This is a genomic window from Paractinoplanes maris (genome assembly GCF_023544465.1).
In the GTDB taxonomy this organism is placed as follows: Bacteria; Actinomycetota; Actinomycetes; order Mycobacteriales; family Micromonosporaceae; genus Actinoplanes; species Actinoplanes maris.
This window is the reverse complement of the sequence record NZ_JALPVL010000004.1, coordinates 217,664-232,370: the sequence shown is the minus strand read 5'-3', so window position 1 is coordinate 232,370 and position 14,707 is coordinate 217,664. Positions and strand designations below refer to the sequence as shown.

Here is a 14,707-nt window from a genome sequence, read left to right as displayed (position 1 = left end):
GCTCAGGTGAGCGGGTGGCGGAGCCGCAGCGACGGGAGTCTCAAACCGATGGAGCCGACGTCCAACCCCGACAACGCTCGGCCGACGCGCGGACTGGCCAGATTCTGGCCGGCCGAGCGCGACGCCGACAGCGAGGCGGCCACGTCCGAGCCCTCCGCTGTGCCGGGCACTCATTCGGGTGAAACCGAGATGGTGGCGCTGGGCTCACGGCGCTCGTCGGAGGGCCTGGACGCTTCCGTCAGCGGGCCGCCCAGCCCTCAGCCACCGGTCGGCGAGCCCGTCCCGGGCGGGCCCCGGCTGCCCTTCGCCGCGGGCACCTACGGCCCGGCCACGCCCTCGGCGATTCACAGCCCCGGCGGCGGCAACGACCCGTTCGGCGGCAACGACCCGTTCGGCGGCAGCGGGCCACTCGGCGATCGCGGACCGCACGGCGATCGCGGACCGCACGGCGGGGATGGTCCGGCCGGCAGCGGTTCGAGTGGCGGGCCTGGTGGCGCCTTCGGGGCGTCCGGCCGCGGCCCGGGCCAGGTGCCCGGGCCGGTGAGCGCGTCGCCCGCACCGACCTCGGGCCCGGTCAGCGGGCCCCCCGCACCGGTCAGCGGCCCGCCCGCGACCGGCGACGGCGATCCTGATCACTCCCGCGCCGCGAGCGAGAGCGCGAACGGTGGCCCGGCCGTAGAGTCCGGCCGGGGCAACCCCTGGGACCGCGATTTCGGTGGCTTCGGGCTGGGCGGGCGCAACAGCCGGTTCCTGTTCGGCGGGCGCGCCCCGGCCGAGGCACGACCCGGTCTCAACGGGCACGGGCCGGGCGAGACGAACGGGCGATCCGCCGCGGCCGACCTGCCGGCCGTTCCGGGCACCGCCGGCCGGGGGGACGAACCCGACCACGCGGGGACGCGAGACGAGAACGGGCGTGATGACATGAACGGACGGACCGGTTACCCCGGTGTCCCGACCTCCGGCGCCGGGGCGGTCGCGCCGGTTTCCGGCCCGGGCGCCGGACCCGACGACCTGTCCGGCCGCCGCGCCGCCTCCGGCCCGGAAACCAACGACCTGTCCGGCCGCCGCCCCGCGCCCGGCCCTGAGACCGACGACCTGCTCGGCCGCCGCCCCACGCCCGGCCCGGAAACCGACGACCTGCTCGGCCGCCGCCCCACGTCCGGCCCGGAAACCGACAACCTGTCCGGCCGCCGCCCCACGCCCGGCCCGGAAACCGACAACCTGTCCGGCCGCCGCCCCACGCCCGGCCCGGAAACCGACAACCTGTCCGGCCGCCGCCCCACGCCCGGCCCGGAAACCGACGAGCCGACCGGCCGCCGGGCCTTTCCCGGCTCCGGGTTCGAGGAGCCGACCGGCCGCCGCGCTTTCCCCGGCCGGGAGAGCTTCGCCGGCCCCGACGAGGACAGTCGCCGGAGCGCCCCCGAGGATGACGGGCGCCGGGCCGCCTCGGGCTGGGCGTCCGTGCCCACCTCGACCCACCCGATCGTCGCGCCGACCTCGTCGCCGCCGGTCTCCGCCCCGCCGGCCTCGAGCGCCCCGGTCTCCGCCGCGCCCGTGTCCGGCGGCCCGTCCTTCGGTGCGAGTTTCGGCCAGCCCCCGGCCTACACCCCGGCCCTGCCCGACCCGGCGGCCGGACCGGTCTCGGGCGTCCCGGCGCCGCGGGCCGCGACCAGCATCCCGGTGCCCGTGGCCAAGCCGCAGCCGGCCGAGCCCGCCCGCGAGGAGAAGCCCCAGGTGAGCATCAGCTTCGGCGACCTCGACACCCAGCCCCAGCCCCAGCCCCAGCACCCGGCGCCGGCGCAGCCTCAGTCGCCGGACGAGTCGGACGAGCCGGACGTGCCGGACGCCGGCGAGCCCACGCCGCGCCGCTCGGCCAGCCTGGAGGACGCCGAGCCGGCCCGCCGCGGCCGCCGCGCCGCCCCGGACGGTCCCGGTGACGAGCCGGAGGCGCCGCTGCGCCCGGGTGACGTCGCGGCCGGGCACATCGCGTTCTGGGACGACGACGCCGTACGGCACTTCCGGGCCGCCTGGCACGAGGTGAAAGCCGAGTTCGTCGACGATCCCGAGACGGCTCTGACCCGGGCCCACGACCTGCTCACGGACGCGGTCAACGAGCTCACCGAGGCCCTGCTGGCCGAGCGCGACGAGCTCGACCCGCTGCGCGGCAACGGCAAGCCCGACACCGAGAGCATGCGCATGGCGATGCGGGGTTACCGCGAGTTCCTGGACCGCATCATGGCTCTCTGAGCGAACAGGAAGGCCCCGATCCCCGTACGGAAGGGATCGGGGCCTTTTTTCGATCTCGGAATTCATCTACCGTTGATTTCAACACCTGATGAATTATTCGGAGGCCACCATGACCCACGCGATCGAGGTTCGCGACCTCGTCGTCGAGCGCGGCAAGAGACGCGTGCTGCACGGCATCTCCTGCGACATCCCGGCGGGCAGCGTCACCGGCCTCCTCGGCCCCAGCGGCAGCGGCAAGACCACCCTGATCAGGGCGATCGTCGGAGTTCAGATCGTCCGATCGGGCCAGGTCACCGTGCTGGGCCAGCCGGCCGGCAGTGCGCCGCTGCGCCGCGAGCTCGGCTATGTGACGCAGGCTCCGAGCGTCTACGCCGACCTTTCCGTACGGGAGAACGCGCGCTACTTCGCAGCCCTGCACGGCCTGGGCGCCGCCGAGGCCGACCGCGCGATCACTGACGTCGGCCTGGCCGGGGCCACCCACCAGCTCGTCGGCAACCTCTCGGGCGGGCAACGCAGCCGGGCCTCGCTGGCCTGCGCGCTGATCGGCGAGCCCAAGCTGCTGGTGCTCGACGAGCCGACCGTGGGGCAGGACCCGGTGCTGCGGGCCGACCTGTGGTCCCGCTTCCACCAGCTGGCCGCGGCCGGCACCACGCTGCTGGTGTCGAGCCACGTGATGGACGAGGCCGGCCGCTGCGACCGCCTGCTGCTCGTTCGCGAGGGCCGTCTGATCGGCGACGACACCCCGGCCGCGATCCGGGCCCGTTCCGGCACCGACGACCTCGAAGAGGCCTTCCTCCGGTTGATCCGCCAACTCGACGAGGTGGCGGCATGAGCCTGCGGATCACTCTCGCGACGGCCGGGCGCATCCTGCGGCAGCTGCGGCACGACCGCCGTACGGTGGCATTGCTCCTCGTCGTTCCCGCGCTCCTGCTCGGCTTGCTCTATTTCATGTACGACGGTTCCGGCGCGACCTTCGACCGGATCGCCCTGATCATGCTCGGCATCTTCCCGTTCGTGATCATGTTCTTGGTGACCAGCATCGCGATGCTGCGCGAACGCACCACGGGCACCCTGGAGAGGTTGCTCACCACCCCGCTCGGCAAGCTCGACCTGCTGTTCGGCTACGGCCTGGCGTTCGGTCTGGCGGCCACCCTGCAGGGGGCGGTCGCCACCGGGGCCGCGTACTGGTTGCTCGGTCTGCAGACAACCGGGAACGCCGGCCTGGTGGTGCTCATCGCGGTCGTCAACGCCGTGCTCGGCGTGGCGCTCGGCCTGTTCTGCAGCGCCTTCGCCCGCACGGAGTTCCAGGCCGTACAGTTCCTACCGGTGGTCGTGGTGCCGCAGATCCTGCTGTGCGGTTTGTTCGTGCCGCGCGAGCAGATGGTCGGCTGGCTCGAGGTGGTCAGCAACGCGCTGCCCCTGACCTACGCGGTCGAGGCGCTCGCCCAGGTCGGGGTCGCCCCCGACCCGACCACCACGATGTGGCGTGACCTGTCGATCGTCGCCGGCGCGGCGGTCATCGCCCTGGTGCTGGCGGCGGCAACCCTGCGGCGGCGAACCGCCTGAGTCTCAGGTCGAAGGAGCTTCATTGGTCAGGCGCAGCGGGCGGCGTCCCGGCAACCAGGACACCCGTACGTCCATCCTGGAAGCCGCCCGGGCGAGCTTCGCCGAGAAGGGTTTCGACAAGGCGTCGATCCGCTCCATCGCGGCCGACGCCGGAGTCGACCCGGCCCTGGTGCACCACTACTTCGGCACCAAGGAAAAGCTCTTCCTGGCTGTGATGAACGCCCCGATCAACCCGGGCGAGCTCATCCCGCAAGCCCTCGACGGCCCCCGCGACCAGGCCGGGGAACGACTGATCCGGCTCGCCATCAGCGTGTGGGACTCCCCGGCGGGCACGGCGGCGCTGGCTGTTTTTCGCTCGGCCCTGAGCAACGAATGGACAGCGCGGCTACTGCGCGAATTCGTGGTCACCCAGATCCTGCGCCGCGCGGTCGGCGAGATCATCGACGACCAGAAGGAGGCGCCGATGCGGTCGGCACTGGTCGCGACGCAGATCGCGGGCACGATGGTGGCCCGTTATGTGTTGCGGATCGAGCCCTTGGCCAGCGCCGACCCCGACATCATCGCGGCGGCGGTCGGGCCGAACATCCAACGCTTCCTCACCGACCCGATGCCCGAGGTCTTCAAACAGCCGTGACCGACGTTTCAGAGTCTTGCGGCTGGTGATGTGGGTGTTGGGGTCTTGGCTCGGTCCGGGCCCGGCCCGTCGTGGCCCAGGTGGATGCGGCCGCTGACGGGGGCGTAATGGCTGAGCCGGTAGCCGAGCCCTCGCCGTCGTGGCCCAGCAGAGTGCCGCCGCCGACAGGCGCGTAGATGGCCGAGCGGTGCCAAGCCGTCGCCGTCGAGGCCCAGCAGAGTGGGGCCGCTGACGGAGGCGTAGATGGCCGGGCCTGGCAGCCAAGCCCGCCCCGTCGTGGCCCAGCAAAGTGCCGCCGCCGACAGGCGCGTAGATGGCCGAGCGGTGCCAAGCCCGCCCCGTCGTGGCCCGGGTGAATGCGGCCGCTCACGGGGGCGTAGATGGCCGAGTCCGGTAGCCAAGCGCGCCCCGTGGTGGCCCGGCAAAGTGCCGCCACTGACACGCGCGTAGATGGCCGGGCCAAGAGCCAGGCCGGCCTTGTCGTTGCGCCAGGTGATCGTCGCCTGTCGCGATGCGTGGCTGCGGTTTCGTTGCCGAGCTTGCGGTGTCGTTGGTGAATGGGGTGGCATTCGGTGCGGGGTCGAGTAGCTGGCAGGAGTCTGGTTGAGAAGGCTGATGTCCCGGCTGCCCCCGGTGAACTGGCGGAGGCTGCGGCCTTTGTTCCGGTCAGAGTTGAGGACGTCGGTCGTGGCTGCGGCAGTGTCGGCGACTCTTGCTGACTTGGCGACGCCTCGACCGGCTGTGTGACGGTGCTGCTGGGAGAGGGTTCGTGAGATTTCGCCGAGGGCTCGCGCGTCTCGGGCTGCTTGTGAGCCGCAGGGGCGGCCGGAACGGTCGGGGTGGGACTGGTGGCCGGCGTGGCGGAGGCGACTGCGGCGCGGCGGAGTTGGCTCAACTTGGCAGCGTGTCGTTGCTGCAGACCCCAGGCTCGGTGGCGCTCGTGTTCACGGCGGAATTCTTCGCCCGCTGGAGAATAGTTTCGCTTCCGGGTTCGGTCGCGCATTTTTGCCAGCTCTGCCGTGGTGAAGAACTGTAGCTGCCGCATACTTATATTGTCCCGCCACTGACGGCGAAAGGCTCGCCCTACAGGCACAATGGCATGCCAATGTGAGGACATTATTCTTCGGCCGAGCGAAGGGACACAGCACGCTGAGATAGACCGGAATGCCGCTCCGCCAGCAATTCCATCCGTTCGGAGCCCGACCAATGGTGCACGAACCGACTGGTAGCACCACTGTGTGATCCGCAGACAGGCCAGATCGACCAGCTCGCAGCACTTGCCCAGCGATCCCGAAATTGCTTCGAGCAGCAAGCACAATCCCGATGAGACCCGGCCAGACCTCGGCATCAAATCATTGAAAGGTTACATCGCACGCGACCGGCACATTGCCCATCAATCTAGCAATGGATCGAATTTGTAAAGGTGCGCATAGACATCGCAGAAAATCGCGGCAATTCCACTACGCGTCCCAACAGTACGCTGCTCGCACGAAAAGACTGATCCCGACTGGCGCATCGTAGCGAGCGAACCCATTCAATTGCCGGAACAGGCCCAACCTGCCGTGACCACGACGCCGCGGGCCTGGCAACCAGCCCAACCAGCAACCACCCGAACAGGCCCCACACACCGTCACCACGACGACGCGGGCCTGGCGACCAGCCCCACCCCACCCACGACGCCGCCGGCTCGGCGATCACGCCAAGCCGTCACCCACCGAAACGGGCCGCGACGACGAAGGAAGCAACGAGCCCCCTAATCAGTGCAGCGGTGACACAACACCGGGTGCAGCAGATGGGCCAGATCATGACGATCGGTCACCGGGCGCGGGAAAGCCAGCCGCGCCAGTTTGTCGTCCAGGCGGACCATGAAGCCGTACCTGTCCATCCGCACCACCTGGGGCTCGGCGACCGGCTGGAACGTCTTGCCGAGCTGGCGGCGCACGTAAGCGCTCATCTCGGCCTCGTGATGGTCGAGCAGGTCGGCGATCAGGTCGAACTCGATGCGGCAGAGCGGGTCTGGGGTCGCCTCGGCGAACTCGTCGACGTCGACGTCGTGCAGGTTCTCGTTGCGTTCGTAGCGGATCTCGGCGACGTCCATGCGGTGCAGCACCTGGCCGTCGCCGACGTCGAGCAGGTCGCCGGAGGCGTCGATCTCGGCGTAGTCCAGGGTTGCGGCTCGGGCCTCGTCGCCTTCCAGGGCGGTGGCCCAGCCGGAGATCCACACGCGGCCGAGGGCGGGTGAGCCGGCCATGGGCGGCACGTCGGAGATGTCGAGGACCATCGCGGTGTCGTCGGTGCCCTCCTGGGGGCGCAGCGCGGCGGTGAAGGCGCCGTCGCGCGGGGAGAGCAGGAGCACCCGGCCGTTCGCGTCGGTGACGTGCCGTACGGGAAGTGGCCCCGGACGGCAGGCGACGTGCGCGACGCCGGGGAGGTGGCCGGCGGCGAGCGTACGCGCGATCTCGGCGTGGGTGGGCTGCATGGTCAGGACCTCCGGGCACACGTTAGGCTTGCCTTAGTAAGGTGAGGCTAACCGAAACAGCTGCTGTTCGGAACACCGGCCTCAAGCGCAAGTGACTCGGAGACTTCATGAACAACTCCCGACCCAAGGCCAAGCTCTCGCGGGCCCTCGGCATCCCCCTGACGCCGAAGTGCGTGAAGTACTTCGAGAAGCGGCCCTTCCCGCCGGGTGTGCACGGCCGGTCCCGCCGTAAGGCCTCGGACTACCAGGTCCGCCTGCTCGAGAAGCAGCGGCTGCGGCACCAGTACAACATCAGCGAATCCCAGATGCGCAAGGCGTACGACGACGCCCACCGCGCCGAGGGCAAGACCGGCGAGACGATGGTCACCCTGCTCGAGCGGCGTCTCGACGCGACGGTGGTGCGGGCCGGCCTGGCTCGCACCATCTACCAGGCCCGCCAGCTCGTGGTGCACGGCCACTTCACGGTCGACGGCAAGAAGGTGGACCGGCCGGCCTACCGGTTGAAGCCGGGTCAGGTCGTCGAGGTGCGCGAGAGCAGCCGGCAGAAGCCGCCGTTCCAGATCGCCGCGACCGGCGCCCACCTGGACGGCCCGACCGCGCCGTACCTCTCCACCGTGCTCGAGGACCTGCGCACCACGGTCATCCGGATCCCCGAGCGCTCGGAGATCCGGGTGCAGTGTGACGAGCAGCTGGTAGTCGAGTTCTACGCGCGGTAACTCTGGCTCCGCTTCGCTCCGCGCGCGACCGCCCCTTTGAAGCTGATGAGGAGGCAGGCGGTCACCAGCACTTAGCGCGTCTGCTCGAGCCAGGAGGCGTAGAGCTTGGCGTAGATCGAGTCCTCCTGGGTGACCAGTTCGGAGTGCGGGCCGCGTTGGACGACGCGGCCCGCGTCCACCACGATCACCTCGTCGGCGGCCTGGGCGGTCGAGAGCCGGTGCGCGATCGCGACCGTCGTCCGGCCCCGGGTCACCGTGTCCAGGGCGCGCTGCAACCGCACCTCGGTGGCCGGGTCGACCGCACTCGTGGCCTCGTCCAGCACCAGCAGGTCGGGGTCGGCCACGTACGCCCGGACCAGCGCCACCAGCTGCCGCTCACCCACGCTGAGGGCTTCGCCGCGCTCACCCACCGGGGTCTCGAGCCCGTTCGGCAGCCCGGCCAGCCAGTCGTCCAGCCCCAGCTCGGCGAACGCCGTCGTCAGCTGCTCGTCGGTCAGCGACGGCTCGGCGAAGCGGATGTTCTCGGCGATGGTGGCGTCGAACAGGAACCCGTCCTGCGGCACCATCACCACCCGCGAGCGCAGAGCCGCGAACCGTACGTTCCGCAGCGGCGTCCCGGAGAGCAGGACCTCACCCTCCACCGGATCCATCAGCCGGGTGAGCAGCTTGGCGAACGTGGTCTTGCCGCTCCCGGTCTCGCCGACCACCGCCACCTTGGTCCGCGCGCGCAGCGACAGGTCGACGTCGGCCAGCACGATCGGCCCGTCCGGGTAGCGGAACGACACGTCGGCGAAGCGCACCGACAGCGGCCCGGCCGGCAGGTCGACGCCCACCTCGTCCGGGTCCTTGACGTCGGGTTCGAGGTCGAGCACGTCGAGCACCCGGCGCCAGCCGGCCACCGCGTTCTGCGCCTCGTTCAGCATGTCGGTGGCGATCTGCACCGGCTGGATGAACAGCGTCACGAGGAACAGGAACGCGGTCAGCCGGCCCACGCTCAGTCCACCGTCGACGCCGATCAGCACGCCGATCACGACCACCCCGGCCAGCGCCAGCCCGGCCCCCAGCTCGCCGCTGGAGAAGCTGGTCACACTGGTGCGCAGAGCCCGTTTCTGGGCGACCTCGAGCCGCCCGATCGACGTGTCGAGGCGCTTCTCGGTGCGCCCGGCCACGCCGTACGCGCGAATGACCGTGGCCCCGACGACGCTCTCGGCGATCGCGCCCAGCATGATGCCGGTCCGCTCGCGGACCGCGCCGTAGACGGCGGCCAGCCGTTTCTGGAAGAGCCGGATGATCGCCACGGCCGGGCCGAAGGCCAGCAACACCACGATCGTCAGCTGCCAGGAATAGATGAACATCACGATCGTCGAGACCAGCAGCTGACCGCTGGCCAGCAGCAACTGCACGCCGCCGGTCTGCAGGAAGATCGAGATCTGGTCGACGTCGCTGGTCACCCGGGAGACCATGGTGCCGCGCCGCTCGGACTGCTGGTGCAGCATCGACAGGTCGTGGATGTGCCGGAACGTGCGCGAGCGCAGCCCGCCCAGCGCGGTCTCGCTGACCGTGAACAGGCGCCGGGTCATCAGGTAGCCGGCCGCCGTCGAGATCATCAGCGCCACGAAGGTGAACGCCACCACCTTGATCACGAAGCCCAGATCGGGCCCGCCGGCGCCGCGGATGCCGTGGTCGATGCCCTGCTGGACGGCGATCGGCACGGCGACCCGGCCGGACATCTGCACCACCGCCAGCGCGATCGTGCCGCCCAGGCCGGGACGCAGCTCGGGCGAGAGCGCCAGCCCCCGCTTGATCGTGGCCAGCGTGCCCGTCCGGGCCGCCGTCACCGTTGCGGCGCTCATGCCTCGACCCTCTCGGCCTCGGCCTTTTCGGCCTCGGCTCGCTCGTACGCCGTGACGAGCTCGATGTAACCCGCGTGGGCGGCCAGCAGCTCGGTGTGGGTGCCGGTCGCGACGACCTTGCCCTGCTCGAGGTAGACGACCTCGTCGGCCAGGGCGATCGTCGCCCGCCGGTAAGCCACCACCAGGATCGACGCGCCCGCGTCGCCGCCGCGCAGCGAGGCCAGGATGGCCGCCTCCACCCGCGGGTCGACCGCACTGGTGGCGTCGTCGAGCACGAGCACCCGCGGGCGCCCGGCCAGCGCGCGGGCCAGCGTGAGCCGCTGCCGCTGCCCGCCGGAGAGCGAGGTGCCGCGTTCGCCCACCGCCGTGTCGAGCGCGTCCGGCAGCTTGGCCACGAACCCGTCGGCCTCGGCCAGCCGCAGCGCGGCCCAGACAGCCTCGTCGTCGACGCCGTCCCGTTCGAGCGTGATGTTGCCGCGGACGGTGTCGTCGAAGACGAAAGGCAGCTGCGGTACGAGGGCGGAGGCGCTGGTCAGGCCGGCCTCACTGAGTGCGGGCAGCTCCGTGCCGTCGAACGTGATCACTCCGGCGTCCGGGTCGACCAGGCGCACGGCCAGCGACGCGATCGTCGACTTGCCGGAGCCGGTCGCCCCGACCAGGGCCACGGTCTTGCCCGGGGGCACGGTGAAGGACACGTCGTTCAGCACGAGCGGTCCGTCCCCGTACGCGAAATCGACCTTGTCGAAACGCAGCGTGACCGGCTCACTGCCGGCCACTGTGGCCGAGCCGTAGGCGAGGTCGCCGTCGGCCGCCAGCACCGCCTGCACCCTCTCCCAGCCGGCGACACTGCGCGGCAGCTCGCCGAGCACCCAGCCGATCGCCCGCACCGGGAAGGCCAGCACGGTGAACAGGAACGCGACGGTGACCAGCTCGGTCACGCTGATCGCGCCGTTCTGCAACCGCCAGGCGCCGAGCAGCAGCACCGCGAGCGTGCCCACGCTGGGCAGCGCGTCCATGATCGGGTCGAACAGGCCGCGCAGCCGGCCGACCGAGATCAGCGAGTCGCGCAGCTCGTCGACGAAGACCTTGAAGCGGCGCGACTCGTCCTCCTCGCGGCCCATCGTCTTGACCACCAGCGCGCCGTCGAAGCTCTCGTGCGCGACCGCGCTGACCTTGGCCCGCATCTGCTGCGCCTTGATCTGCCGCGGTGACATCCGGCGCGCATAGAACGTGTTCAGGGCGAACAGCGCCGGGAAGAGCACGACGCCGACCATGGCCAGCACCCAGTCGGTGAGGAACAGCGCCACCACCGCGGCCAGGATCATCACGATCGTGCCGACCGCGAACGGCAGCGGTGCGATCGGCACGAAGGCCGCCTCAACGTCGGAGTTGGCGTTGGAGAGCAGGGTGCCGGTGGCGTGCTTCTGGTGCCAGGCCGGCGGCAGCGACAAGTAGCGCCGGGTCACCGCGCGGCGATAACGGGCCTGCAGGCGGAACTGCATGTAGCCGGCGCCCAGGCGGCGGCCGAAGATGGTCGCCACCCGCAGCACGCTGAGCCCGAGGAAGACGGCGGCGATCAGGACGAGGGTGCCGGTGCTGGTCGAGCCGGAGGCGAAGGCGGGCACCACGACCCGGCCGATGACGGCACCGACGACATACGAATTGGCGATGACGAGCAGGCCGAACAGACTGCTGCCGGCCACCCCGATCGTGAACAGGCGCGGCTCGGTGCGAATCGCCCGGCCCAGCACATGCAGTCCCCGTACCAGCACGTCGCGGCTGGACCTGGTGCTCAAAATTCCTACCTGACTGGTAAGTGTTCGCCGGCAGTTGCGGCCTTACATACCCATCCTGCCGAACCGGGCCGCCGTCGTTCACCTTCGTAACATGTGTCTACGATCACGTTGTGACCGCCTATGCCCAGCGCGAACGACGCCTGCTCGCCGACCTGCTGCTTCGCCTCGGCCCGGATGAGCCGACCCTGTGCGAGGGATGGACCACTCGCGATCTCGCGGCACACCTGGTCGTCCGGGACCGGCGGCCCGACGCGGCGGCCGGGGCGATGATCCCCCTGCTGCACGAGCACGGCGAACGCGTCCGATTGCGGACAGCCGCCCGACCATACGCCGAAGTCGTGCACGACGTGCGGACACCGCCGTGGTGGAGCCCGGTGAGCAACCCCCTGCTCGACGAGACGGCCAACACGCTCGAGTTCTTCGTGCACCACGAGGACGCCCGCCGCGGCCAGGGCGGTTGGCAGCCGCGCGAACTCGACCCGGGTCTGGAGGCCGCGCTCTGGCGCACCGTCAAGCTCACCGGCAAGCTCATGCTCCGCCGGTCCGGCCTGGCGGTCGAGGTCAAATCCCCGGGGTACGGGTCCTTCACCGTCGGCCAGGGCCCGGCGAACACCCTCGAGGGGCCGCCCGGCGAGCTGGCGCTGTACCTGACCGGCCGCAAGGAGAACGCCCGGGTGACGGTCGAGGGCGACGGCCTGCGCGAGGCGAAGCTGGGTCTCTGATTGGCCCAAATGATCGCCCGCTGATTGGTCCAAACGGCGAGCCATTACCGGCCTAGCGTGATCGCATGGCTCAGAACTCCGGACTGTCGCTCGCCCAGGGCGCCGCTCTCTGCGTGGGCGCCGTCCTCGGCACCGGCGTCATCTCCATGCCGGCCCTCGCGGCCGAGGTCGCCGGTCCGGCCTCGCTGGTCGCCTGGATCGCCCTCATCGTCCTGTCGGCCCCGCTGGCCTGGACCTTCGCGGCGCTCGGAGCCCGGCACCCGGACGGCGGCGGAGTCTCCACCTATGTCCGGCTGGCCTTCGGCCCGCGGGCCGGGGCGGCCATCGGCTGGTGCTTCTTCTTCGCGGTGCCGCTCGGCGCGCCCGCCGCGACCGCGTTCGCCGGTGGCTACGTGGCCGACGTGCTCGGCGGTGGCCGCACCACCGAGCTGCTGACCTTCCTGGTCATCATCGGCTCGGTCTTCACGATGAACTGGTTCGGGCTGCGGGTCTCGGGCCGGGTCCAGCTGGTGCTGACCGGCGTCCTCGCCCTGCTGCTGGTGATCACCGTGGTGACCGCGCTCCCGCACGCGCGCTGGGACAACCTCACCCCGTTCACGCCGTTCGGCTGGTCCGGGGTCGGCACCGCGGCGGCCGTGCTGGTCTGGGGCTTCGCCGGCTGGGAGGCGGTGTCCTCGCTGGCCGGCTCCTACCGCAACCCCCGCCGGGACGTGCCCCGGGCGACGGCCATCGCGGTCGTGGTCGTCGGCGCCCTCTACCTGGCGGTCGCGGCCACCAGCGTGCTCGTGCTCGGGCCCGCGCTGGCCGGCAGCTCGGCACCGCTGGCCGACCTGCTCGCCTCCGGGGTCGGCGGCCCGGTCCGGGTGTTCACCGCGATCGTGGCGGTCCTGCTCACCGTCGGGGCGGTCAACGCGTACCTCGCTGGGGCCTCCCAGCTCGGGGCGGCCCTGGCCCGGGACGGCGCGCTTCCGGTCCGGCTGGCCGGCACCCCGCGCAAGGCGCTGACCGCGGTCCTGCTCGGCAGCCTGCTCTCGGCCGTCCTGCCGATCGACCTGCACACCGCGTTGCTGCTGGTCACGGGCTGCTTCACGCTGGTCTACGTGCTCGGCACGGCGGCCGCGCTGCGCCTGCTGCCGCGCGGCCGGTCGCGGATCGTGGCCGGGGTGGGCCTCGTCTCGGTGACCGCGCTGCTCCTGCTGACCGGGCTGCCCGCGCTGCTCAGCCTGGTGATCGTCGCGGCCTCGCTCGCCTATCAGACGTGGCGGGCCAGGAGGCCGGCGAACACCGCCATCCCCTCGTCGATCGACGCCGGGTCGGTGGCCCCGAACCCGAACACGAAGCCCTGCCTGGTCGGCGAGCCCGAGTAGCCGGCCAGGTCGTCCACGGCCAGACCGGCCCGGGCGGCCGCGGTCACCACCGCGGTCGAGCCGGCGCCGGTCAGCGCCGTGACGTGGAGGCCGGCCGCCGACGGCACAACTTCCAGACCGGCCATGGTCCGCAACGCCGCCGTGATGCGGGCGTGCCTTTCCCCGTACGCCTTGGTGGCCTTTTTGACGTGCCGGGCGAGCAGACCTTCGTCGAGGAAGCGGGCCAGAGCCGCCTGCACGGCCGGTTGCCCGTAGCCGTCGCCGAGCTGGCGGGCCGCGATCAGGGCCTCCCGCAACCCGGGCGTGGCCAGCACGAACCCGGTGCGCACGGCGGGCAGCATGCTCTTGGAGAAGGTGCCCACATAGAGCACCCGCCCCGCGGTGTCCAGGCTGTGCAGCGGCTCCAGCGGGCGCGCCGAGAACCGGAACTCGCTGTCGTAGTCGTCCTCGACGATCGCCGCGGGCCGGGCGCGGGCCCAGTCGAGCAGCTCCCGGCGGCGGCTCAAGCTCATCGCGCGGCCGAGCGGGAACTGGTGCGACGGAGTGGTGTGGACCAACCGGCAGTTCGCCGGCAGCTCGGCCACGACCAGGCCCTGGTCGTCGACCGGTACCAACGTCACCCGGGCGCCGAGGGCGGCCAGGATCCGGCGGGCCGGCGGATAACCCGGCTCCTCGACGGCGACCACGTCCCCCGGCTTCACCAGCACCCGGGCGATCAGGTCGAACGCGTGCTGGGCGCCGTTGGTGACCACCACGTCGGCCGCGGTGGTCCGCACGCCGCGGGAGACGCCCAGATAACGCGCGATGGCCTCGCGCAGGGCCGGATGCCCGGCCGGTTCCCCGTACGTCCCGGGATTGTTGGCCCGCAGCCGGAGCTCAGCCGTGACCAGGCGCCGCCACGCCTCGAACGGGAACAGGCCGGCGTCGGGGATGCCGGTGCGGAAGTCATAACGAGGCTTGCGCACTGTGCCGCTGGTCTCGAGCGGCTCCCACACCCAGTCCGCGCGGGGCCGCAGCGGATCCGCGTTCACCGTGCGGGCCGACCGAACACTGGGCGTGGCCGCCACGTAAGTCCCGGCCCCGACCCGCGACGACAGATAGCCCTCGGCGGCGAGCCGCTCGTAGGCGGCGGCGACGCTGCCCCGGGCGACGCCGAGATCCGCGGCCAGGGCCCGGGTGGCCGGCAGCCGCTCCCCCGACGGCAGCCGCCCGTCGACGATCGCCGTCCGCAGCGCGCGATAGACCGCGGCGGTCTTCCCGTCCGTCCCGTCCAGCCCGATGATCAGATCCACCAGCTCATTCTCCGCACTGTCCCCTCGCACTATGG

Annotated in this window: 11 protein-coding genes; 7 read left to right on the top strand and 4 right to left on the bottom strand. The window is 71.5% G+C overall.

Annotation, left to right across the window (positions count from 1 at the left end; genetic code table 11):
• The first annotated feature begins 48 nt into the window (after positions 1 to 48).
• From NAG42_RS13160 to NAG42_RS13145, 4 genes are all read left to right on the top strand, one after another.
• Entirely contained in the window at positions 49 to 2,247 is a 2,199-nt protein-coding gene (locus NAG42_RS13160) for a hypothetical protein (protein WP_250030516.1), read from the top strand.
• A 109-nt stretch (positions 2,248 to 2,356) separates the two neighbouring features.
• A complete protein-coding gene (locus NAG42_RS13155) occupies positions 2,357 to 3,079 on the top strand; it encodes an ABC transporter ATP-binding protein (protein WP_250030879.1) in 723 nt (240 codons plus the stop codon).
• On the top strand, positions 3,076 to 3,813 hold the full coding sequence (locus NAG42_RS13150; protein WP_250030515.1) for an ABC transporter permease: 738 nt from the start codon (positions 3,076 to 3,078) through the stop codon (positions 3,811 to 3,813). Before NAG42_RS13155 ends, NAG42_RS13150 begins: the two co-directional genes overlap by 4 nt.
• 22 nt (positions 3,814 to 3,835) lie before the next feature.
• Complete coding sequence (locus NAG42_RS13145) at positions 3,836 to 4,447, top strand: TetR/AcrR family transcriptional regulator (RefSeq protein WP_250030514.1); 612 nt, start codon at positions 3,836 to 3,838, stop codon at positions 4,445 to 4,447.
• A 1,753-nt stretch (positions 4,448 to 6,200) separates the two neighbouring features.
• On the opposite strand, the gene NAG42_RS13140 is transcribed toward NAG42_RS13145, so the two are convergent.
• Complete coding sequence (locus NAG42_RS13140; RefSeq protein ID WP_250030513.1) at positions 6,201 to 6,926, bottom strand: DUF2470 domain-containing protein; 726 nt, start codon at positions 6,924 to 6,926, stop codon at positions 6,201 to 6,203.
• Between the two features lie 107 nt (positions 6,927 to 7,033).
• Between NAG42_RS13140 and rpsD the strand changes: the two genes are divergently transcribed.
• Positions 7,034 to 7,642, top strand: coding sequence for a 30S ribosomal protein S4 (gene rpsD / locus NAG42_RS13135; protein ID WP_250030512.1), 609 nt, complete (start codon positions 7,034 to 7,036; stop codon positions 7,640 to 7,642).
• 71 nt (positions 7,643 to 7,713) lie between these two features.
• Here the strand turns inward: rpsD and NAG42_RS13130 are convergent, their stop codons facing one another.
• Complete coding sequence (locus NAG42_RS13130) at positions 7,714 to 9,495, bottom strand: ABC transporter ATP-binding protein (protein WP_250030511.1); 1,782 nt, start codon at positions 9,493 to 9,495, stop codon at positions 7,714 to 7,716.
• Positions 9,492 to 11,291, bottom strand: a complete 1,800-nt coding sequence (locus NAG42_RS13125) for an ABC transporter ATP-binding protein (protein WP_250030510.1) — start codon at positions 11,289 to 11,291, stop codon at positions 9,492 to 9,494. Before NAG42_RS13125 ends, NAG42_RS13130 begins: the two co-directional genes overlap by 4 nt.
• A 110-nt stretch (positions 11,292 to 11,401) precedes the next feature.
• Between NAG42_RS13125 and NAG42_RS13120 the strand changes: the two genes are divergently transcribed.
• Both NAG42_RS13120 and NAG42_RS13115 read left to right on the top strand, forming a co-directional pair.
• Complete coding sequence (locus tag NAG42_RS13120; protein WP_250030509.1) at positions 11,402 to 12,013, top strand: TIGR03085 family metal-binding protein; 612 nt, start codon at positions 11,402 to 11,404, stop codon at positions 12,011 to 12,013.
• A 65-nt stretch (positions 12,014 to 12,078) separates the two neighbouring features.
• Positions 12,079 to 13,380 (top strand): amino acid permease, encoded by a 1,302-nt coding sequence (locus NAG42_RS13115; protein WP_250030508.1) that lies wholly within the window; start codon positions 12,079 to 12,081, stop codon positions 13,378 to 13,380.
• Here NAG42_RS13115 and pdxR read toward each other — a convergent pair.
• Positions 13,266 to 14,672 (bottom strand): MocR-like pyridoxine biosynthesis transcription factor PdxR, encoded by a 1,407-nt coding sequence (pdxR, locus tag NAG42_RS13110; protein ID WP_250030507.1) that lies wholly within the window; start codon positions 14,670 to 14,672, stop codon positions 13,266 to 13,268. The genes NAG42_RS13115 and pdxR overlap by 115 nt on opposite strands.
• Between the last annotated feature and the right edge of the window lie 35 nt (positions 14,673 to 14,707).